21 protein-coding genes and 2 pseudogenes are annotated in these 19,809 nt (G+C 66.9%); 15 read left to right on the forward strand and 8 right to left on the reverse strand.

The window, feature by feature from the left end:
- Positions 1-115 (reverse strand): annotated as a pseudogene (locus GVY64_RS39070) (helix-turn-helix domain-containing protein); the annotation flags it as partial.
- Between the two features lie 81 nt (positions 116-196).
- On the opposite strand from GVY64_RS39070, the gene GVY64_RS08650 reads away from it, so the two are divergent.
- From GVY64_RS08650 to GVY64_RS08670, 5 genes and pseudogenes are all read left to right on the forward strand, one after another.
- Positions 197-520 (forward strand): transposase, encoded by a 324-nt coding sequence (locus tag GVY64_RS08650; protein WP_159840085.1) that lies wholly within the window; start codon positions 197-199, stop codon positions 518-520.
- On the forward strand, positions 520-717 hold the full coding sequence (locus GVY64_RS08655; RefSeq protein ID WP_159840086.1) for a hypothetical protein: 198 nt from the start codon (positions 520-522) through the stop codon (positions 715-717). Before GVY64_RS08650 ends, GVY64_RS08655 begins: the two co-directional genes overlap by 1 nt.
- A 2-nt stretch (positions 718-719) precedes the next feature.
- A complete protein-coding gene (locus GVY64_RS08660; RefSeq protein WP_159840087.1) occupies positions 720-1,163 on the forward strand; it encodes an IS3 family transposase in 444 nt (147 codons plus the stop codon).
- A 66-nt stretch (positions 1,164-1,229) separates the two neighbouring features.
- Positions 1,230-2,370 (forward strand): annotated as a pseudogene (locus tag GVY64_RS08665) (IS3 family transposase).
- 141 nt (positions 2,371-2,511) lie between these two features.
- Positions 2,512-2,739 carry an integrase core domain-containing protein gene (locus GVY64_RS08670; protein WP_159840088.1) on the forward strand — a complete coding sequence of 76 codons (228 nt, stop codon included), beginning with the start codon at positions 2,512-2,514 and terminating at the stop codon, positions 2,737-2,739.
- A 222-nt stretch (positions 2,740-2,961) separates the two neighbouring features.
- Here the strand turns inward: GVY64_RS08670 and GVY64_RS37205 are convergent, their stop codons facing one another.
- Positions 2,962-3,564 (reverse strand): hypothetical protein, encoded by a 603-nt coding sequence (locus GVY64_RS37205; RefSeq protein ID WP_201297954.1) that lies wholly within the window; start codon positions 3,562-3,564, stop codon positions 2,962-2,964.
- Here GVY64_RS37205 and GVY64_RS37210 point away from each other — a divergent pair.
- The gene (locus tag GVY64_RS37210; RefSeq protein ID WP_201297955.1) at positions 3,563-3,973 is read left to right on the forward strand and encodes a hypothetical protein; all 411 of its coding nucleotides are present in this window, start codon (positions 3,563-3,565) and stop codon (positions 3,971-3,973) included. The two genes, GVY64_RS37205 and GVY64_RS37210, sit on opposite strands and share 2 nt — an antisense overlap.
- A 46-nt stretch (positions 3,974-4,019) precedes the next feature.
- Here the strand turns inward: GVY64_RS37210 and GVY64_RS38670 are convergent, their stop codons facing one another.
- Positions 4,020-4,148 (reverse strand): hypothetical protein, encoded by a 129-nt coding sequence (locus GVY64_RS38670; RefSeq protein ID WP_268895608.1) that lies wholly within the window; start codon positions 4,146-4,148, stop codon positions 4,020-4,022.
- A 253-nt stretch (positions 4,149-4,401) separates the two neighbouring features.
- On the opposite strand from GVY64_RS38670, the gene GVY64_RS08680 reads away from it, so the two are divergent.
- Together GVY64_RS08680 and GVY64_RS08685 are read left to right on the forward strand one after the other, a co-directional pair.
- Positions 4,402-4,731 (forward strand): hypothetical protein, encoded by a 330-nt coding sequence (locus GVY64_RS08680; RefSeq protein WP_328820893.1) that lies wholly within the window; start codon positions 4,402-4,404, stop codon positions 4,729-4,731.
- A 404-nt stretch (positions 4,732-5,135) separates the two neighbouring features.
- Complete coding sequence (locus GVY64_RS08685) at positions 5,136-5,504, forward strand: hypothetical protein (RefSeq protein ID WP_159840089.1); 369 nt, start codon at positions 5,136-5,138, stop codon at positions 5,502-5,504.
- 590 nt (positions 5,505-6,094) lie between these two features.
- Here the strand turns inward: GVY64_RS08685 and GVY64_RS08690 are convergent.
- On the reverse strand, positions 6,095-7,249 hold the full coding sequence (locus tag GVY64_RS08690; RefSeq protein WP_159840347.1) for a 3-oxoacyl-[acyl-carrier-protein] synthase III C-terminal domain-containing protein: 1,155 nt from the start codon (positions 7,247-7,249) through the stop codon (positions 6,095-6,097).
- 170 nt (positions 7,250-7,419) lie between these two features.
- On the opposite strand from GVY64_RS08690, the gene GVY64_RS08695 reads away from it, so the two are divergent.
- The gene (locus GVY64_RS08695; RefSeq protein WP_159840090.1) at positions 7,420-7,734 is read left to right on the forward strand and encodes a hypothetical protein; all 315 of its coding nucleotides are present in this window, start codon (positions 7,420-7,422) and stop codon (positions 7,732-7,734) included.
- 326 nt (positions 7,735-8,060) lie between these two features.
- Here the strand turns inward: GVY64_RS08695 and GVY64_RS08700 are convergent, their stop codons facing one another.
- The gene (locus GVY64_RS08700; RefSeq protein ID WP_159840091.1) at positions 8,061-8,987 is read right to left on the reverse strand and encodes a helix-turn-helix domain-containing protein; all 927 of its coding nucleotides are present in this window, start codon (positions 8,985-8,987) and stop codon (positions 8,061-8,063) included.
- A 256-nt stretch (positions 8,988-9,243) separates the two neighbouring features.
- Positions 9,244-9,468 (reverse strand): DUF6374 family protein, encoded by a 225-nt coding sequence (locus GVY64_RS08705; protein ID WP_159840092.1) that lies wholly within the window; start codon positions 9,466-9,468, stop codon positions 9,244-9,246.
- 77 nt (positions 9,469-9,545) lie between these two features.
- On the opposite strand from GVY64_RS08705, the gene GVY64_RS08710 reads away from it, so the two are divergent.
- The 3 genes from GVY64_RS08710 to GVY64_RS08720 are packed head-to-tail and all read left to right on the forward strand — an operon-like array spanning position 9,546 to position 11,981.
- A complete protein-coding gene (locus GVY64_RS08710; RefSeq protein WP_159840093.1) occupies positions 9,546-10,541 on the forward strand; it encodes an ATP-binding cassette domain-containing protein in 996 nt (331 codons plus the stop codon).
- Positions 10,538-11,299, forward strand: a complete 762-nt coding sequence (locus GVY64_RS08715) for an ABC transporter permease (protein ID WP_159840094.1) — start codon at positions 10,538-10,540, stop codon at positions 11,297-11,299. Before GVY64_RS08710 ends, GVY64_RS08715 begins: the two co-directional genes overlap by 4 nt.
- A gap of 37 nt (positions 11,300-11,336) precedes the next feature.
- A complete protein-coding gene (locus tag GVY64_RS08720) occupies positions 11,337-11,981 on the forward strand; it encodes a DUF4097 family beta strand repeat-containing protein (RefSeq protein WP_159840095.1) in 645 nt (214 codons plus the stop codon).
- Between the two features lie 66 nt (positions 11,982-12,047).
- Here the strand turns inward: GVY64_RS08720 and GVY64_RS08725 are convergent, their stop codons facing one another.
- Entirely contained in the window at positions 12,048-15,212 is a 3,165-nt protein-coding gene (locus GVY64_RS08725) for a BTAD domain-containing putative transcriptional regulator (RefSeq protein WP_159840096.1), read from the reverse strand.
- 139 nt (positions 15,213-15,351) lie between these two features.
- Here GVY64_RS08725 and GVY64_RS38675 point away from each other — a divergent pair, with 139 nt between their 5' ends.
- The 3 genes from GVY64_RS38675 (at position 15,352) to GVY64_RS08735 (ending at position 17,759) form a co-directional block, all read left to right on the forward strand.
- Complete coding sequence (locus GVY64_RS38675; RefSeq protein WP_268895609.1) at positions 15,352-15,477, forward strand: hypothetical protein; 126 nt, start codon at positions 15,352-15,354, stop codon at positions 15,475-15,477.
- 217 nt (positions 15,478-15,694) lie between these two features.
- Positions 15,695-16,921 (forward strand): cytochrome P450, encoded by a 1,227-nt coding sequence (locus GVY64_RS08730; protein ID WP_159840097.1) that lies wholly within the window; start codon positions 15,695-15,697, stop codon positions 16,919-16,921.
- Between the two features lie 379 nt (positions 16,922-17,300).
- On the forward strand, positions 17,301-17,759 hold the full coding sequence (locus GVY64_RS08735; RefSeq protein WP_159840098.1) for an SRPBCC family protein: 459 nt from the start codon (positions 17,301-17,303) through the stop codon (positions 17,757-17,759).
- Positions 17,760-17,785: 26 nt separating this feature from the next.
- Here the strand turns inward: GVY64_RS08735 and GVY64_RS08740 are convergent, their stop codons facing one another.
- Positions 17,786-19,642, reverse strand: coding sequence for a DNA/RNA non-specific endonuclease (locus GVY64_RS08740; protein WP_159840099.1), 1,857 nt, complete (start codon positions 19,640-19,642; stop codon positions 17,786-17,788).
- Positions 19,643-19,809 lie beyond the last annotated feature (167 nt).

Here is a 19,809-nt window from a genome sequence, read left to right on the forward strand (position 1 = left end):
CTTTCAACCCGTCGAGGCCCTCGTCCTCGTAGCGGCGTTTCCAGCGATAGAAGACGTTGCGGCTGATGCCGTAGTAGCGGCATGTCGCAGCGACATTGCCGCTGACCTCCTCGGCATGCCGGAGAACTGAGGTTCACCCCGAGTAGTGGACACCGAGTTAGCAGGATCGAAGATTCTGCTGGTAAGGATGTCCACTATGCCTCCTCGCAAGCGTCGGTCGTTCACGGCCGAGTACAAGGTCGAGGCTGCCCATCGGGTGATCGATTCCGATCGCTCGATCGCCGAGGTCGCGCGTGAGCTCGGTATCCCCGAGACCGTGTTGAGTACCCGGGTCAAGGACGAGCGGCGTAGGATCGCCGCGGCCGAGGTCCACGGCGAGAAACCTCTGGATTCGGCTGAGCGGGCGGAGTTGCTGCGATTGCGCAGGCAGTTGTCCGAACTGGAGAAGGACAACGCGTTCTTGGTAGAAGCTTCGGCGTACTTTGCCGCGATGCAGAAGAACCGACCCGGTTCGATCTGATGGCCGAGTACGCCGGCCCCGATGACATCGCCGAGACCGCTGGCACCGACAAGCCCGAGGGGCAACGATTCTCGATCCGACGCATGGCGCGACTGCTGAAGGTGTCCACCTCGGGTTACTACGCGCATGTGAAGCGCAAGGCAGCAACGGTTTTGACGCCTCGGCAGCAGCGCCGTAGCAGCGCCGTGCCGATCTGACGGTGCAGATCCTGGACGTGCACGCCGAATCCGAGGGCACCTACGGTTCTCCGCGGATCACCGCCGAGTTGCGTGAACGCGGCGAGACGGTCAATGCCAAGACCGTGGCGGCGATCATGGCCGAGATCGGGATCGAAGGCATCAGTCCACGCACCTTCAAGGTGAGAACGACCGTGGTCGATCCGGCGGCGTCGTTCCCGCCGGATCTGGTGCGCCGTGACTTCGACCAGGGGCGCTTGGATGCGGTCTGGACGACCGATTTCACGTATCTGACCTGCGGTGAAGGCGACATGTACTTGTGTGCGATCCGGGACGGGCATTCCCGCCGTGTGCTCGCCCACGTCATAGCCGATCACATCGGTTCCGATGTGGTGTGCCAGGCGATCGAGCAGGCCGTAGCAGTGCGTGGGCGTCCGGTGGCCGGGACCGTGGCCTGTCCCCGGTGAATGAGACCATCTGGAACTAGAGTCCCGTTGGCCCCGGTGAGGGGCTGGAAGGGGACACTGAGGACCATGGCTGGACGGAAACGGCATTCCGCGGAAGAGATCGTGCGGAAGCTGCGTCGTGCCGACGAGTTGGCCGCCGCGGGTGCTTCGGGTGAGGAAATCGCTGCTGACCTGCGAGTATCGGCTGCCACGTTGTATAACTGGCGGCGCCAGTACGGTGGGATGGACACCGACGCCGCCAAAGAGCTCAAGGAACTGCGCGAGCAGAACGCCAGGCTCAAGCGGCTGCTGGCCGATGCCGAGCTGGAGAAGGACGCGTTGCGGGAGATCGCTCGGGGAAACTTCTAGGCCCGGCGGCCAAGCGGCGGGCGGTGGGCATGCTTGTGCAGGTCAAGGGCATGTCGGAGCGGTTCGCTTGCAAGGTCGTCGGGGTCCATCGGTCCACCTTCCGGCGACTGCCACTCGATCAAACCCCGGACGATCCCGACGCCGGTGCCAGGGCCTGGCTGCGCGAATACGCTCGAAAGAACCCTTGTCACGGGTTCCGTCGGGCGTGGGCGGCGTTGCGGTTCGACGAGGGGCATCGGGTCAACCGCAAACGGGTGCATCGGTTGTGGAAGCAGGAGGGCTTGCAGGTGCGGGCGCATCACCGACGCAAACGCCTCGGGTCCTCGTCGGTGCCGACGGTCGCCGCGGATGCGGCGAAGACGGTGTGGGCGTTGGACTTCCAGTTCGACTCCATGTCGATGGGCGGGCGGTGAAGATCGCGTCGATGGTCGATGAACACACCCGCGAGTCGCTGCTGCATCTGGTGGAACGCTCCATCACCGGCGAGAAACTCGTCGCCGAACTCGCCCGGGTGTTCGCCACCCGGGGTGTGCCGATGGTGCTGCGGTGCGACAACGGCCCAGAAATGATATCCACAGCGCTGCAACGCTTTTGCACCAACAGGATTGGGATCACCTACATTCCGCCCGGCACGCCGTGGAACAACGGCTACATCGAGTCGTTCAACCGCCGGTTGCGCACCGAGTGCCTCAACCGCAACCACTGGACCTGGCTGCTCGAGGCCCGCGTGGTCATCGGTGACTTCAAGACCGACCATAGCCTGCGGCACCGGCATTCAGCGCTGGGGTATCGGACACCGGCCGAGTACGCTGCAGCCTGCACCCACACCCACCATCCGGTGGGCTGTGGGATCGATTGAAACCGACGAAACAACCCGGGCACTACTTCCGGGTGGTCGCGTTATCGGGGACTGGCCAACCGTGCTGCACTCCGATCGCGGGGGCGAGTTCACTGCGGGATTGACGGTGCAAGCCTGCCACCGTCACGGTTGAAACGGTCGATGGGCGGCACCGGGATCTGTTGGGACAACAGCCCCGCCGAATCATTCTGGTCGACCTACAAACACGAATCGTATTACCGGCACGTCTACGCTACGAAGGTTGAACTTGTTGCCTCGGTTGACAATTGGATCCGAAGATACAACCATGATCGGCGGCACTTCGCCCTCGGGATGCTCGACCCCGTACGCTACGAGCACTCCCTGGCAGACGCAGCCAAGGCTGCTTGAAACCCTGTCCACCATTCGAGGTGAACCTCAAACGGCCAAACGCCGATTCGCACGCCTGGCCAGGTCCTTCTCACTCCAAACTCGTTCGGCCATAAGGACCCCTCTTCATATCAGGAGCCCAAACTGTCAACAACCTCTGTCAGTTTTAGACCTAGCCGGGCCGGTGCCCGGCTCAGGCAGTGACGCCGAGCCGCGCCGCAAGCGCCCGCGATTCGCGCTCGTTCAGCCGACCGCCGTGCGTGACCAGTTCGGCCACCAGCCCACCAGCGACCGCTCCAACGGATGGCACCTCATCGACTCTTCGCTTACGGCGGTGCCGGTGCGCAGCGCTCCGAGCGTGCCGAGCGAATCTCGCTGTTGCGCGTATGCGCGGGACAGCTCGAGCCACAGCCGCGACCGTCGGTCCACCGATGGCACCGCATCGGGGTCTACGGCGCTTGCTGCGTCCAAGGCCCTGCTGGACTTGCGTAGGTCGACCTGCACCGACACCGCGCTGATTTCGGTGTTCGCAACGCCGAACAAGGTCCAGGAGTGCGCCGATCCAGCGGGCAGTGCGCGCGCCATCCCCATGGCCTGATCTATGCCGCGTAGCGCGTCACCTTCGCGGCCGATGCGGGCGGCTGTGATCGCACCGTGCAGTTGGCAGGTGCCCCAGAGCGCTTGTGCGTCCTGGTCGCCGTCCAGGTACGGTTCCAGTAGTGCCACAGCACCGGACGCAAGATGGTAGGCGTCTTCCTCGCGGCCCGTCGAGCGCCAGACGTTGCCGAGTACCCAGGATGCCGACGCGAGCGTTACCGGGTCGTCGGCGACCTCGGCGGCCGACATGCACCGATCGGCAGCGAGCCACAACAGCGGCGCGTCGGGCGACCCAGGCAAGGACTTGTTCGCACAGCGCATAGGCACCCGACAGTGCAGCGGCGGCGGCGCGGCGTTCCTGTCCGTCGAGAGTGCGCAGCGCGCGGCGGCCATCGCGGATCAGTTCGGGCAGCATCGCGCCCGCGTCGGCGCGCGGTGTCGCCGAGGTGTGCCACAACCGCCAGGCGCGGTCGACCCGCGCGGCGAGTTCGGCGGGGTCGATCGGCGACGGTGCCGGGGCGAGGTCGACGCCCTCTATCGCTTCGCGGATGGCTGGCACGACGGGATGCCCGGCGCGGCGCGAGATGCCGACCAGCAACTCATGGTCGCCAGTTATCTCGGTGAGGTCCCGCACGCCGAGCGCCTGCCCGATCCGTAGCAACATGTCCAGCCCCGGCGGGTTCTGGAGACGGCCTTTCTCGACGTCACGTAGCCAGGTCCTCGGACCGGCCGACCAGACCGGCGACAACGGCGCGGGTGCGGCCGGTGCGTGTGCGGATGTTCTGGATGCGCTCGCCGATCGCGCGTGCGGCGAGTTCGTCAGGGGTCGGCATAGCGGCCTGCCTTCTTCGCGGGGTGGGTCCGCTTCGCGGGTACCCCCGGCCCGTCGGCAGGGGGGAGATGTCCTCCGCGAAGAGGTAACCCCAGGATAGGGCCGCTGGTGGGACGCCACCACGTCACGAGTAGGGGGAATCTCCCTACGTTGCAGAGTGGTTCGCGCCCACCGGCGTGGTCGATACGCGGCGCGCACGATTCACTTACGCCCCGCCGCTGGGCGATCGAGTCCCCGGCGGCGGGTGACCGCAGGTGACACAGGGACAGGGGCACCCGATGCGCAACCGGCCGACCGCACTCGGATATGTAGATCAGGACGTCAGCGCTTCGCTGGCATGGGACCGGGCGCAGGTTCAGCGTCTGGCGCGCCATCTCGGCTACCTGGTGATCTGGCCCGACGTGGCATCGGTACTCCCGCTGTTCGACCAGGTACGCGCGGCCGACGTGGACGCCGTCGTGATGCCCGGCCCGGAACACCTCGGCCCGCTGGAGTTGAACCGGGTAATGGACGTGGCCGACGTGGAAACGGTGCTACCCCGCTTGTCGTTCGCGCGCTGGTCGGCAGTGCGTGCCGGGCGTTGATCGTGCTCGGGTTCGTGGTCGCGGTCGGCCTGCCGCTGGCCGTGCTGGTCTGGGCGATCGTGTGGCCCGAATCGACGGGTCGGCACGCCGAGGCCGAGCGAGAACCGGACGGCGGCGGCCCTGGTTGTGCTACTGACGATGACGGCTCGAAATCGATTGCGCCTCGAGCAGGGCGTGGAACCATGATCGCCGGCGTTGGTCCTGGTAGGGATGGCGGGGTTCGCGGGGGAGAATCGCGGCGCGGCAAGGCCATTGCGCGGCTGGGGGACTGGACTACACGGGGCGGGGCCACGGACGGTTGTGCTGTCTGCGCTCCTGCGTGCCCTCCGATCGCTTTTCATTTCATGGCGTGCATCCGCTCTGCGTGCACGCCCTTTTTCTGATCGAAAAGAAGAAGGAGAACCATGAAAATCCGCAATTTGCTATCGTCCGGACGAGGTGCCACGGTCGCGGCAGCGATGGCAGCCGTTGCCGTCGCTCTGGTCGTCCAAGCGCCCTCGGCACAGGCGGGTGAGACGGCCGAAGCTCTGTCCTGCATAGCTCACTTCAATCACGATCCGATGCAGATCAAAGGTGGTATTGGGGTCGGTGGGTTCGTGTCATGCGACGAGAAGCCCACGCGCTTCCATGTGATCCTTTCACTGGAATACCGGGCTCGAGACGGCAAATGGGTCAGTCGGGCTGCGGATAACAACAGTGACAGCCCGAACCCGTGGTACAACATCCTCGCCTACAACACCCACTGCGAGGACGGGGCCTGGAGCGACACTTAGAATCGACGTGGAATCCAGCGGCGAACAGGCCAGCGACTCTGCGGAGACGCCGCCGACCATCATCAACTGCAACCAATGAGGACCGTCATGGATGTACCGCATACGTCGAGGGGGCGCACCGTGTGGTCGGGTCGCTGGTTTCGGCTGCGTCAGCAAGTAGCCCTGCTACTGCCCGCTCCTGCGGGCTCCGGGAAGGCGTATGCGCTCAGGCGTGAGTACGGCGGGTGGGCTGGGCGGCCGGTGCGGGGCGTGCGTCGCCTGCGGTGGGTGACTCCGCCCAGGTACTACACGCGCAAGGTTCCAGCCAATGACGTGGAGGCCGCTACGGATTGGCTGTTGGAACGCCGGGGACTGTAGGCCCCGATAGACGCAAGAACCCCCTCGGATTCGACGCTGAGGGGGTTCTATTGTACTCGGGCTGAGAAACTTCCGCTTCGCTCGTGCCGACCTTCGCGGCACCGAACGGGGTGAGGCTTCCGCCCGTTCGAGCCTCGCCCGTCCCGAAGTACTCCTGAGCTAGAAAATTCGGGAAAGATCGCTGTCGGCGGCGGGGTCTCGGTGAACGGGTGGGGCGAGAGACAGCGCGATCCCTAGTGGACGACGTCGAAGAGGAATCCCTCGATCGTGACTCCTGGTGCGAAGGAGAACGCGACGCCCGTCGAGGTCGGGTTGTTCGCTTCGGTTCGACCGGCGATCCGTTCGAGCACGAAGATCAGGGAGACGCTCGACATGTTCCCGTATTCGCCGAGAACCTGCCAGCTCGTCGCCGCGGCTTCGGGCGGGAGGCCGAGCGATCGCGCGGATTCGAGCAGGATCTTCGGGCCGCCCGGGTGGATCGCCCACGCATCGATGTCGGACTGTCGCAAGTTGTTGCGTCGCAACATTTCTCCGACGACGGGAGCGACGCCGTCGTAGATGTACCTGGGCACGTTCTCCGACAGCTCGCAGGTGATGCCGTCGTGGTTGACGCCGACCGCGATGCCGTCCTCGGTGGCCTCGAACAGGTGGGTGAATTTGTCCCGGATGACGATCGTCCCTGGTTCGGCTTGCTTCGCCTCGGGATTCGCTCCGATGACGACCGCGCCGCACCCGTCGCCGAACAAGCTGTGGGTCACCGCGTCATCGATGTCTTCGACGGGGACGGCGTGCACCGAGTTGAGCTCGATGCACAGGACCATCGCCTTCTTGCCGGGGTTGGCCCGGACGAAGTCCGAGGCGGTGCGGATTCCGTTCATCGCCGCCGCGCAGCCCATGAAGTTGACCACCAGGCGAGCGACCGAACGAGGCAGGCCGAGGTCTTCGACGACCGCGACGTCGACGCCGGGCGCGATCACGCCGGTGCTCGTGGCGAACACGAGAAGTCCGAGGTCGTCGGGGTCGATACCCGCCAGTGCGCGCCGCGCCACATCGACCGCCAGCGGAACGGCATGGCGGTAGAACAAGTGCATTCGATCTTGGATCAGCGCTGATCTGCGGCTGGGCGCGGGAAGCGGAGAATCCAGCGGGTCGACCGCGAAGTGCCGGGTGTTGATCATGGTTTTGCGGAAGAGGCGTCTGATCCGGTTCTGCTGCTCCGGGTCGGTGAATCGCTCAGCTATCCAGTCCGCTGCGACGGATTGGTCGAGGGCCAGACCGGGCGCACCGGTCGCAATCGCTTCGATGACGGGCACGGTCGTCGGCGCTGTCGCCGGAATCGGGTGCTCGGCGGTGCGGGTGAGAAGCGTCCGGTCGATGGCGATTGACATAGAATCCGTTCTTCCTAGATCGTGCGATGGGGGAACGCGCACCTCCAATCCTCGAATAGCAAATGATCAGCAACTAGACACCCTAGGGGGTCTAGTTCCCACCCCCGGTGTCCGAAAGTTCCGGATCGCATGCCGCGGCGGCTACGATCACGCCGACGCTCTGAGAGGAAATGATGATCAAGTCGACGTCCTTCGCCGCTGCGCTGTCCGCGGCCGCTCTGCTCTTCCTGCCGGCCGCGCCCGCGCACGCTCAGTCCCCCCAATGCGCCAGGGCCATCGAGCTGATCAACGTCGCGATCGACACGAGCGGTGGCAGCCTGGACCAGGCGACGGCGACCGCGCTGTCCGGCAGGCTGAGCGGCCTGGCCGATCTGGCGCAGGGCGCGGAGCGGGATGCCATCACCGCTTACGCCGCCGCGCTGGTGGATGACAATGTTGCCGACCTCAACCCCTACACCGACGAGCTCAATCGCGTCTGCGCCTGACCGCGGCAACGCGCACTCCGGCGCGATGCTCGGAAACGATCGTGCCGGGTGGCTGTGCCTGCCCGGCACGTCGGAGTGATCGGTGCCGGTCCCGCTCGGTGGACGCTTCCGGGGTCCGCCCGGGTCAATTGCCGAGCGTCGTTTTTCTATGCGCTGCGCGACGATGATCGAGCTGTGTGAACGAACGCATGGGATACGCGATCGCCGGTGCCCGACGTACCCTGTCTGCGACCATGTGAGCGGGTTGGTCGACGGTCGGTTGGCTGTTACGCCCGATGCCCCGACCGTCCGAAGTCCCGGTGGTCAGGTTGATTCGGCCGAGCGCATCATGTACCGCTCATGTCCGGGTCGATTCGGCGTAACGCGGAGGCCAACCAATCGCTCTCACGGTGCTCGGGCGGCATCGCAGCCAGCCCGTATGTCGCCTCCGCGACTGCTTCGGTCGTGCGCCCCAGCAGAGCCAGCACACCTCCGCGTTGTACTGCCCCGAATCCGGTGCTCCACCAATACATCGACGCGGGGGGTTCGATGCCGTCCGCCGCTTCCGTCGCTGCGTCGGCCATGGTCAGCGCGCGCTGTGCTCCGCGCCGCTCCCCATGTGCCGCCAGCAACTCCGCTCGCCGCATTCGCCCGTAGGCGCTGACGATGGGGTGTGCGTCCCGGATCGCCAGAGCGGCGTCCGATAGGGCGACCACCTCGCTGTAATTCCCGGCGCTAACAGTCACGTAGCCGAGAAAGCCCAGGCTGTGCGCAAGCCGGTCCGGGTCTCGGGACTCCTTTGCCAGGCTTACCGCCGTGCCGACGCTACGCCGCGCGGCAACATCGGCTCCGATCGCGTGCTCGGGCCATCCCCGGTACTGCGTGACCTCCGACGCGAGAGACGTCGCCTCGGCCTTCGCTGTGCGCGCTTCGCGGGCGAATGCTTCGGTCATGGCAGCCAGGCCCCGAACTGTGGGAAGCACCGCCACAGCCCCGGCCGCATCCTCGACGCGCCGCGTAGCCGCCAACATGACTGCCACGTCGGACAGGGCGGTGGGGTCGACACTTGCCGGCGTCCGCGCCACTGCCGTGAGTCGCTCCACGTCCGCGCCCAGCACTCTTTCGTAGGCGGCGGACACTCCGGCAGGCACCGGACGCCGGCCGGTCTCGATCAACGACAAGTAAGCCTTGCTGTAGTAACTCCGCGCGGCCATCGCGCGCAGCGAGATTCCCGCCGCCTCCCGAGCGGCACGCAGGAGCGCACCCGGTTCCATAACTCCAGCCTAAGGGCATTGATGGTGCTGTGGACGCGTTGTAAACAGCGAAATCGTATGTGCCCCAGCACTGGTATCACGCCATGCTCGCGGCCGCCGCCGAGTCGGTGCCAACCAGTGCGTCCCAGGACTCATGACGATGTCGAATCAGTCGGCTCGGGTTGAGGGGTCGGCCGAAGTGATAGAGGTGTCCGACCCTCCGGCTGGGGACCGCTCGCCGGGATGACACCTCGCGGACGATGCCGGATCGGGGGCGTCAGCGATGGCGGCGTCGGTAGTCGAGGCAGGCGCGGCCGTCGGTGGGTGGGGTGGTGGACGTGATGGCTTCCGTGTAGGCGCGCAACCCTTCGGCCAATCTTCCGGCCATGTTCTCCAATTGCTCAGGGCGCAGGTGCTTTCCGAAGGCGGCGGCGTCGAGCAGCTGCCTGCGAACGGCGTTTATCTGCATCTGAGCGAACTGGATGGGCTCGAGTTCCGGCATGCTCCGGCACCCTACCTCGAGTCGAACATATTTTCGATGCGGGCGCGGTACGGCGGCCGGACGGCGTGTCAGCGGACATGTCAGGCCGGTGTCAGGCCGGTATCAGCCCGGTTGGCGACAGTGCTCGTGTGAACAACACAGCAATTGCAGCTTCCGGGCTGCGGAAGGCATACGGGGACAGAACGATCCTCGATGGCATTGATCTGACCATCGGTGCCGGGACGATTTTCGCTCTGCTCGGTCCGAACGGGGCAGGTAAGACGACGACGGTGAACGTGCTGACCACGCTACTGAAGGTGGATGGCGGCACGGCGCGCGTGGCCGGGCACGATATCGCGACCGAGCCCGACGCGGTCCGCGCGGCGATCGGGGTCACCGGCCAGTTCGCGGCGGTGGACGACCTGCTGACCGGGGAAGAGAACCTGCGGTTGATGGCGGATCTGCACCATCTGCGGGCCGACGAGAGCAAGCGGGTGATCGCCGATTTGCTGGACCGGTTCGATCTGGTCGACGCGGCGCGAAAGCAGGCGTCGTCCTATTCCGGGGGCATGCGCCGGAAACTGGATCTGGCGATGACACTGGTCACCAAACCGGAGATCATCTTCCTGGACGAGCCGACCACCGGACTGGATCCGCGCAGCCGCCGCACCATGTGGGAAATCGTGCGGGAACTGACGGCAGGCGGTGTGACGATCTTCCTCACCACCCAATACCTCGAAGAAGCCGATCAGCTCGCCGACCGGATCGCGGTGCTCGACCAGGGCCGCATCGTCGGCGAAGGCACGCCCGACGACCTCAAGCGCCGAGTACCCGGCAGCCACATCCGGCTCCGGTTCGCGGGCATCACGGAACTGGACGCGGCGGCGCGCATCCTGGCCGCCGCCACCCGCGACGACGAGGCCCTGACCCTGCGGGTCCCGGGCGACGGCGGGACGAAATCACTGCGGGACCTGCTGAATCGGCTCGCCGAGCACTCGGTGGACGCCGACGAGGTGTCCGTCCACACACCCGACCTCGATGATGTCTTCTTCGCCCTGACCGGTCACGCCACCACGGAGGCTGTCGCACAATGAGCACCATTCCCGCACCGCTGGCCGATTCGTCGATCATGCTGCGGCGCAACTTCAAGCACATCGCCCGGACGCCGGTCACGATCTTCAACGCGGCGCTGATGCCGGTGGTGATGATGTTGATCTTCGTGTACGTCTTCGGGAACGCGTTCGATGTCGGCGAACAGTACATCGATTACGCGACGCCGGGCATGATCCTGCTGGCCATCAGCTATGGATTGTCGGGCACCGCGGTCTCGGTGAGCTCCGACATGGCGAAGGGCGTCATCAACCGGTTCAAGGTCATGAGCGTCTCCCGCGGCGCGGTGCTGACCGGCCACGTCGCCGCCACCGTAGTGACCAACGTGGTGGCCATCGCGGCCGTGCTCGGTGTGGCCTTCGCGCTGGGATTCCGATCGCCCGCGACCGCGCTGCACTGGCTCGGCGCGATCGGCGTCATGGCGGCGACCTCGTTCGCGGCCGCCTGGCTCACGGTCGCGCTGGGCATGGCCGCGAAGACTCCGGAATCCGCGGGTATGACCGTGGTGCCGCTGATCATGCTGCCGTTCGTCAGCAGCGCGATCGTGCCCGCCGACCAGATGGGACCGGGTATCCGGCAGTTCGCGCAGTATCAGCCGTTCACGCCGATCATCGAAGCCTTGCGCGGGTTTCTCGGTGGCCACCCGTCCGGCGGCTACACCGCCGCCGCGCTCGCCTGGTGCGCCGGATTCGCCCTCGTCGGATACCTGTGGTCGAGAGCCACGTTCGACAAGCGCGTGTAGTCACGCGCATCGCATCCATTTACCGAAGGAGACAGCCATGCCCACATTCGAGACACCGGACCCGATCACCGTCGCCGTCGACGTGCTCTCCGGAAGCGTCACCGTGATCGCCTCGGACCGTGCCGACACCGTCGTCGAAGTCCGGCCTGCCGATGCGGCCAAACGGGGTGACGTGCGCGCCGCCGAGCAGACCCGGGTCGATTTCCGCGAAGGCACGCTGACCGTGCGAACGTCCAAGGACTGGCGCACCTATACCCCGTTCGGCGGTAACCCGTCCATCGAGGTGACCATCGAGGTGCCCACCGGCTCCCGGCTGAAGGGCACCGCCGCCGTTGGCCGGTTGCTGGGCTCGGGCGAACTCGGCGAGTGTGATCTGCGGATGTCCGCCGGGGACATCACCGTCGAGCGCCCGCGCGGCTCGGTGACCGCGAAAACCGCCAAAGGCGACATCCACATCGGCGAAGCATCCCGGGGCGTGCTCCGGCTGGAAACCTCCATGGGCGAGCTGCGGGTCGGGATCAGCCCGGGCAGCGCGGCATGGCTGGAGACCAACGCCCAGCACGGCACCGTGCAGAACCAGGTGCGACCGATCGGCCGGACGGAGGACAACGAGGACGTCGTGCGGGTCTACGCGCGCAACTCCTACGGCAACATCATCATCCGGCACGCCACCGCCGCCTAGCGCACCCAGCCGCCGGCACATTCCCAACGGCGTCGTGCACCGCAGTGTGGCCGGCTTCCGCCACGATCAAGAAAGGAGCGTCGTCTCGACCAGTTCACGCCAGCTCGCCTGCGCACCCTCCCTCGTCGCCTCGGTGAATCGTGCCTCACCGAGGCGACGTCGTGCTGTCTGCTCGATCCGGCCCACATCCGGTTGGGCACGATCGGGCAGTCCGCGCACTCGGGCACTCGCCGCGAGCAGACGCGCCGCCTGCTCGTCCTGGTCGTCGCGCAGCGCCAGATCCGCGACCCCGACGAGCACCTGGGCGACCAGGGGCGAATACCCCGTGGCGGATGCCGCCCGGAAGGCCGCGGCTCGTTGTTCGCGGGCTTCGTCGAGATCGTCCGCGAGGTAGCCGAGCAGGTCGTGTGTCACCGCTTGGATGTAACTCTGCTCCGCATCACCGCCGAGCAGGGTTGTCGCGAGGTCGATCTGCCGGTACGCCTGCTCGGTGTCGCCGCTCCACCGGGCCAGCTCCGCTTTCGTCAGGGCGAGTGTGGCCAGTGCGTTCGGCCAGGCGGACCGGTCCGCGTACCGCTGCGCCTCGGCCATGGCGGCCGCGCTCGCTTCGGCATCACCGAGCAGCCAGTACAGCTGAGCCTGCCGCGCCCGGATCAGGAAGACGTCCTCGATCGCACCGACCTCGGTGACCACCCCGATCGCCTGGTCGAGATGTTCGCACGCGCCGGCGAACGCACCGCGCATGGCGATTCGATTCGCCACCTCGGTGAGCGCGAACGAAATCCCCCAGCGCTCGCCGATCGCCCGGAACTCGGCGAGCGCCGTCTCGAGATACTCGTCCGCCTCCCGTCCCTCTTGGCCGAGCGCGATCCGTGCCTTGCCCAGTTGGAGCCGGGCCAGCGCCCGCACCCAGGGGTCGTCGTCGGTGAGCAGTGGCTCGAAGGCGGGCAGCAACGCGTCCGGACCCTCCAGCATGCGTTCCATCGCGACGACGAACCCCAGCAGGGGGTACCGGCTTTCACTGCGCCGGCTCAACCGGTATGCCTTGTGGATCCATTCCGCGACTTGCTGTTCGTCATTCGGCCCCGAGACCAGGAAATGCACGACCAGCCCGTACACCCTGGCCCGGATCTCGTCGTCCACTTCGCCGGGCAGGTCGGCGGCCGCGGTGATCAGCTCCATGCCCTCGGCCTTGTGCCCGCTGAGCCACCAGTACCAGCCCGCGGCCGCCGCCAGCCGCGTCGCCCCGGGCGCGTCGCCGGCCGTAAGGGCGCCGCGCATCGCGACAGCGATGTTGTCGTGTTCGGCCTCGAGCGTGGCCAGCCACTCCAACTGGTCGGCGCGGCGCAGGCGCGGCTCCGCGGCGTCGGCGAGTTCGGTGAAATAGGCGAGATGCGCCCGGCGCGCCTGCTCGGATTCCCCCGCTTCCACGAGCCGGTCCAGGGCGTACTGCTTGATCGTGTCGAGCATCCGGAAGCGCGGCCCGCTGGCCCCGGCGGTGAGCAGCAGCGATTTCTCGGTCAGCGCGGTCAGCAGCTCGAGCACTTCCCACTGCTCTACCGCCGCGTTCTTTCCGTCCCCTTCGGGTCCGATCCCCACGCAGACCTGCTCGGCCGCGTCCAGGCTCGCGCCGCCGGAAAACACCGCGAGCCTGCGCAGGACCATCCGTTCCGCGTCGGTGAGCAGCTCCCAGCTCCAGTCGACGACCGCGCGCAATGTCCGGTGCTGCGGGATCGCGGTACGGCTGCCGCCGGTCAGCAAACGGAAACGATCGTCGAGGCGGTTGGCGAGCTGATCGAGGGACATGGTGCGCAGCCTGGCCGCGGCCAGTTCGATCGCCAGCGGGATTCCGTCGAGCGCCCGGCAGACGCGAGCCATGGTCGACAGTGTGCGGGCATCGGCCGCGAGATCCTTGCGCACCGCGCCGGCCCGGTCCCGCAACAGCTGAACCGCCGGAGAGGACTCGATCTCGCCGGGACTCGCGTCCTCCGTGGGCAACGCCAGTGGCTCGACCTGCCATAACGCCTCACCCGTGATGCCGAGCGGTTCCCTGCTCGTCGCGAGGATCCGCAGCCGCCGGCATTCCCCGAGCACCCGGTGGGCGAATGCCGCGGCGGCCTCGATCACGTGCTCGCAGTTGTCCAGGATCAGCAGGGTTTCGCGCTCGCGGATCGCGGCGACGAGGCGGTCCATCGGTTCGGCGTTCGGCGCGCCGCCGAGCAGCGCGTCCCGGAGGCCGAGCGCGGCGAGCGCCGATTGCGCCACGTCGCCAGTCGCGCCGACCGACGCCAGTTCCACCAGCCAGGCCCCGTCCGGGAGGTCGTCGAGCATGGTGCGCGCGGTTTCCAGGGCCAGCCTGGTTTTTCCCGAGCCACCGGGCCCGGTCAGCGTGGTGAGCCGATGGTCGGCGATGAGTTCGCGTACCGCGGCGATGTCGGCGTATTTGCCCACATATCTGGTCAACTCGGCCCGCAGGTTCGTCTTCGGGTCGGTCTTCTCCGCTCGCACTTCGCCGCGTAGCAGCGCGACGTGCAGAGCGGACAGTTCGGGGGAGGGATCCACGCCCAGCGTGTCGGCGAGTGCCTCCCGTGCGCGCTGGTACGCGACCAGCGCCTCGGCGCCACGACCTGCGGCGGCGAGCGCGCGCATCAGCGCGGCGACGAGCCGTTCCCGCACCGGATGCCGGGCCACCAGTTCGGTCAGCTCGGCGACCAGCTCCGTGCCCCGGCCGAGACGGATCTCCGCTTCGTACAGATCTTCCATGGCGGCCAGGCGCAGCCCCTCGAGCCGGGTGATCACCGCGTCGAACGCCGCGCTGTCGGACAGGCCGATGTCCTGCATCGGCGCCCCGCGCCACAGGTCGAGAGCTTCGCGCAGCAGTGCGGCCCGATGCGCGTCGTCACCGCCGCGGGCCTGGTCGAGAAGCTGTTCGAAACGCACGGCGTCGACGGCGCGGGGTTGCACCGCCAGCCGGTACCCGCCCGCCTGCCCGTCCAGCGACCCATCGGGCAGCACTCTTCGCAGGCGGGAGACCAGTGCCTGCAGGGCGTTCGCCGTGTCGGCGGGCGGCTGTTCGCCCCAAATCCGATCGACCAGCGTCATTTTCGGGACCGCGCGATCGGGTTCGAGCGCGAGGGCGATCAACAGTGCCCGTAGCCGAGCGCCTGGCACCTCGATCGATCCGCCGTCATCCAGTCGGATCTCGAGCGGTCCAAGCATCCCGATCAGCACCGGACCATTCTGCCGTGGACGATCGGCGGTCGGCGTCGCCACCCGTCCCCCCGGTGACAACCGCTTCGACGGGCCCGTGTCAGTGGACGTGTCAGGCCGGTGTCAGTCCGGTATCAGCCTGGCCGGCGACAGTGTTCGGGTGAACAGTTCAGCAATCGCCTCGGACCGGCGAAAGGCGTACGCGGACAGGATGATCCTCGCGCCGCACGCGGACGCACTCGGATACGCCGCGCGTTCCCACCCGGTCGCCTGGGCGGAGGGGTAACCGATGGAACTCAGGATGGATCGGGAGCGCTGCATCGGCGCCGGTATGTGCGTGCTGACCGCCCCCGGAGTATTCGACCAGGACACCGAGGACGGCCGGTGGTGCCGCTGGACTCAACACCCGCGCCGGAGTGGGCGGCGGCCGTCCGTGCGGCCGTCCAGGTGTGCCCGTCCGGCGCGATCACCATCGTCGAGCAATCACCACGAGAGGAAAACCGATGAGCCGACCAGTTCCGATCCCGCACGGCCTTCCCCTGGAGCGCGACGCGGGTCCGTTCGACCCGCCCCGCGAGATCACTCGGCTGCGCGAGGCTCGCCCGGTCAGTCCGATGATCTTCCCCGACGGGCACGAGGGCTGGCTCGTCACCGGCTACGACGCGGTCCGCAGGCTCATGGCCGACACCCGGTTCAGTTCCCGCCAGGACATCGGCATCGTCCACGTGCCGTACGAGACGCCCGGCATGCCCGTCGCCACCGAGCCGTCCCCGCAGACGCCCGGCTTGTTCATCGCCATGGACCCGCCCGACCACACGCGGCTGCGGCGCAAGCTCATCGGCGCCTTCACCGTCAAGCGCATGAAGCAGCTCGAAGAGCACATCATCGACATCACCGAGCGGCAACTGGACGAGATGGCGCGCCTGGCCCCGCCGGTCGACCTGGTCCAGGAGTTCGCCCTGCCGGTGCCCTCGCTGGTGATCTGCGAACTGCTCGGTGTTCCCTACGCGGACCGGGCCACGTTCCAGATCAACACCGCCAAGTTCTTGGTCAAGGATCAGTCGCTCGACGAGAAGATGGCCGCGTACGGCGCTATGACCACCTACCTGGCCCAACTGGTCACGGCCAAGCGCGCCGAACCCGGCGAGGACATCCTGTCCGACCTGGCTCGCCACGAAGACCTCACCATCGAGGAGCTGACCGGCATCGCCTTCCTGCTGCTGCTCGCCGGCCACGAGACCACCGCCAACATGCTCGCACTGGGCACGTTCGCGCTCTTGGAGCATCCCGAGCAATCGGCCGAACTGCGCGCCGACCCGGGGCTGATCCCCGACGCCGTCGAGGAGCTCATGCGCTACCTGTCCGTGGCCGACATCTTCTACCGCTACGCCACGGACGACATCGAACTCGGCGGTGAAACGATCGGCAAGGGGTCGACCGTCGTCGTCTCGTTGCTGGCCGCCAACCACGACCCCCAGCGCTTCGACGACCCCGACACCCTGGATATCCATCGCAAGGCACGTGGTCATCTGTCCTTCGGCCACGGCGTCCACCAATGCCTCGGCCAGCAACTGGCCCGCATCGAGATGCGCGCCGGTTTCGCCGGACTGCTGCGCCGCTTCCCCACCCTCGAGCTCGCCATCCCCGCCGGTGAGGTGAGGCTCAGGACCGACATGAATATCTACGGCGTCCACGAATTGCCGGTCACCTGGACGGAATCCGGCGGGTAAAAGCTCTGCCCGATGTCGTCGGGCAGGTGCCGAGTGGGTTGCGAGCCGGCGAATGGGCAGGGAGACGGGCGCCTGTGCCGGACCTGGCCGCTCGGCACTGCCGCGGCGTATTCCCGGCTATCGCCGAACGGCTGTCGCGGTGGTCGGCATATCGCTGCCGCGGTGGCGGCGGCGAAAGTCTGGGATCGTACTTTTATACTCGCCGGTAACTATTCTACCTACCAATAGCCTGTGGGTAGCTGTCTACCTATTTTCAGCGATGGGGAGCTTCTGACATCGGCCTTCGCGCATAGCCGGTGATTGCTGCTTAAGAGCGGGTTGACGGAGACGAACCGCCCCGGGCAGAATCGGCCGGGTTGGAACCGGGGGTGGAGGAGTTATGCGCGTTAAAACGGATATACATTTCACCGTCGCCGCCGATCCCGGCCAGGTCTTCGATGCGGTCGCCGCGATCGAAATGCTCCCCGAATGGTCGACGTATTCGGATGCGCGCGTGGCCACCCGAGACGAATCCGGGCGGCCGCAGCGGGTTTACGTGACCGCCGAGACGCTGCTGGGCCGGTCCGACCTGCAGGTGCTCGAATACGACTGGACCGATGACCGTGTGTCCTGGCAGGTCATGGACAGCTGTGTCGGTCTCGGCGGCGGCGGGTGGTTCGAAGTGTCCGACGATCGCGCGGGATCGCAGGTGTGGTACCACACCGAGCTGCACTCCTCCCTGCTGCTGCCGGGGCTTCTCCTCAAGCGCAGCGTCCGCCGGGAGAGCGAAACCGTCGTGCAGAACTTCATCGAATTCGCCGAAGGATTCACCGCGCCCCCGCAATCGCGCGCGGTATAGCGGTCACCTATCGAACCGGTACGGGCTCACCACTGGATGTCCGCGGCCGTGTTCAACGGAGCGGCGACTTCTTCCGGCGCCAATTGCAGATCGGCGTCCCGTAGCGCTTGCGGGAAATGGAAGCGGGCGCGCTGCTCGATCTCGGTCAACGGGACTTGGAAGACGCGGAACTCGTCGAGATCGAGTGCCTCCAGCTGATCCAGGTTCTGGCTCAGCAGGAAGCCGCGGGCTTTCAGTTCGCCGTTGTCCTCGAACGCGATGACCTTCCAGAACTCGCGCGGGATCCGGACCTGCCGGAATTCCCGGTCGTCCGCGGTGAAGACCGGGCCGCCGAACGCGCTGACCTTGAGGTCGTCGACGGTGGCGTCGGCGAAGACGGCGTCTTCGAGCCGTCCCCAGAGCCCGTCGCGCATGCTCTGGTTGAAGTCGTCCATCTGCGGGGTGATGTTGGTGTAGAAGAACGAGTCCTTGTTGGCTTTCGCCGCCTCGGGCATACTGCCCCAGAGCAGATCCGCGCGGCGCGCGAGGTGGCCGCGATCGAGCCGGTTGTCGCGGTACAGCTCGTTGCCGACCTGGGCGTCCGCGTCGAGCCGCGGATCCTTGACGAAGTCGATCTTCTTCCGCGAGAGCTTCTTGATCGAGGCTCCGTCGATGTTCCAGGCCACCCAGATGGCGAAGCGGCGCGAGCGGCGCATCGCGAGGGAGAAGTGCGTGTAGTGCAGGACGTCCGCGCCGTCGAGTGCGGTCGCCACGTCGGGGCGGACCTCGGCGTCCACCTCGGGCAGCGGAATCGGCGACGCGAGGAAATGCGGATCGTATCCGGCGACGACCGCGACTTCTTCCGGGGCGGGCGGGGTCAACGTGATGCCGAGCTTCTCGAACACCGATTGCGGCAGGCAGGCCAGCGCGTGCTCGTCGGTGTCCGAGCCCGTTTCCCCGGCGAAATGCAATCCGGCCAGGACGGTGCTCGTGGTGCCGTCGGGGAGCGTGAACAACCACGCCGATCCGGAATCGCCGCCGCTGCTGATCTCGCCGTCGGATGGCGGATGGCCGGGATCCGGTCCGATCTCGAAGCCGCCGATGCTCTTGCTGCCCACGCCGCGGTAGTCGATCTTGGCGACCACGTCGACGCGCCGCACGATGCCGTGGGTGACCGCGGTGGTCCGGCCGCTCTTGATCACCTTGTCGCCCAGTTCGGGGTCACCGAGGCGGTCCGGGACGACGCCGAGCCCGCTGACTTCGCCACTGAAATGGCGGTTCTCGATAACGGCGACGGCGCAGTCGCCCGCCGCGCCGAGATGGGACCTGACGAGCTTGCCGAGCCGATTGCGGTCGATGCGATTGTCGTCGCGCGGCCCCGGCTGCACGACGTCGTCGCCGAGCCTGCCCGCCGAGGTGTGCAGGACGTGCCAATTGCTCAGTACGTACGGGGTCCCGTCGTCCCGGTCGTAGACCACGCAACCGATCGTTCCGGCTGTGCCGGAGGGGTGGGCGACGCTGATTCCGGGAACGATCGGATCCAGGCGCGTCTTGCGCTCCGGCGCCGCCGCTTCGTCGACCAGCCGGAAGGCGGGCTCGAATTTGCGCTGCAGGACATCGGTCGGCACCTCGATCCCGTCGACGGTGACGGTCTCCGGAATCGTGGACGTGCCGAGCGCTTCGAGTTCCTCCGGCTCGGACACCTTCTCGTTCACGGTGAACTGCACCGCGATCTCACCGGTCGGCTTTCCGTCGACTTGCTTGTAGCCGACGCCGATCGAGGAGATATTGGGATCTTCGAGGAAATTCTCCCCTTTGCTGCGGATGAATTTGCGCAGTGCGGCGCGAAGATCGTCTTTCCGGGTAGGCGTCCGGCGGGCGGGTGAGCTCTTTTTCGCAGGCATGGGTGACTCCGTGTTCGAGGTTCGCTGTGGTGAGACGTCGTCGTCGCACCTGCTTTCGCCATCGTCGGGTCACGGCGTCGTCCGCACACGAGTAGCGAACTACTCGAAAAAGAAGGTGTGGTAAAAGTCCGCTGTCGCCCTTACCGACGTTCGGCGAGAGCTGTCGC

The organism is Nocardia sp. CY41 (genome assembly GCF_009829325.1).
Taxonomy (GTDB): domain Bacteria; phylum Actinomycetota; class Actinomycetes; order Mycobacteriales; family Mycobacteriaceae; genus Nocardia.

Coding starts and splice junctions, on each gene's coding strand:
- GVY64_RS08730 (WP_159840097.1), top strand. CDS start 15,695: ATGAGCCGACCAGTTCCGATCCCGCACGGCCTTCCCCTGGAGCGCGAC.
- GVY64_RS08735 (WP_159840098.1), top strand. CDS start 17,301: ATGCGCGTTAAAACGGATATACATTTCACCGTCGCCGCCGATCCCGGC.
- GVY64_RS08655 (WP_159840086.1), top strand. CDS start 520: ATGGCCGAGTACGCCGGCCCCGATGACATCGCCGAGACCGCTGGCACC.
- GVY64_RS08690 (WP_159840347.1), bottom strand. CDS start 7,249: ATGTCAATCGCCATCGACCGGACGCTTCTCACCCGCACCGCCGAGCAC.
- GVY64_RS08705 (WP_159840092.1), bottom strand. CDS start 9,468: ATGCCGGAACTCGAGCCCATCCAGTTCGCTCAGATGCAGATAAACGCC.
- GVY64_RS38670 (WP_268895608.1), bottom strand. CDS start 4,148: ATGCCGACCCCTGACGAACTCGCCGCACGCGCGATCGGCGAGCGCATC.
- GVY64_RS37210 (WP_201297955.1), top strand. CDS start 3,563: ATGCACCGATCGGCAGCGAGCCACAACAGCGGCGCGTCGGGCGACCCA.
- GVY64_RS08720 (WP_159840095.1), top strand. CDS start 11,337: ATGCCCACATTCGAGACACCGGACCCGATCACCGTCGCCGTCGACGTG.
- GVY64_RS37205 (WP_201297954.1), bottom strand. CDS start 3,564: ATGTCGGCCGCCGAGGTCGCCGACGACCCGGTAACGCTCGCGTCGGCA.
- GVY64_RS08710 (WP_159840093.1), top strand. CDS start 9,546: ATGTCAGGCCGGTGTCAGGCCGGTATCAGCCCGGTTGGCGACAGTGCT.
- GVY64_RS08650 (WP_159840085.1), top strand. CDS start 197: ATGCCTCCTCGCAAGCGTCGGTCGTTCACGGCCGAGTACAAGGTCGAG.
- GVY64_RS08685 (WP_159840089.1), top strand. CDS start 5,136: ATGAAAATCCGCAATTTGCTATCGTCCGGACGAGGTGCCACGGTCGCG.
- GVY64_RS08715 (WP_159840094.1), top strand. CDS start 10,538: ATGAGCACCATTCCCGCACCGCTGGCCGATTCGTCGATCATGCTGCGG.
- GVY64_RS08700 (WP_159840091.1), bottom strand. CDS start 8,987: ATGGAACCGGGTGCGCTCCTGCGTGCCGCTCGGGAGGCGGCGGGAATC.
- GVY64_RS08695 (WP_159840090.1), top strand. CDS start 7,420: ATGATGATCAAGTCGACGTCCTTCGCCGCTGCGCTGTCCGCGGCCGCT.
- GVY64_RS08740 (WP_159840099.1), bottom strand. CDS start 19,642: ATGCCTGCGAAAAAGAGCTCACCCGCCCGCCGGACGCCTACCCGGAAA.
- GVY64_RS08670 (WP_159840088.1), top strand. CDS start 2,512: ATGGGCGGCACCGGGATCTGTTGGGACAACAGCCCCGCCGAATCATTC.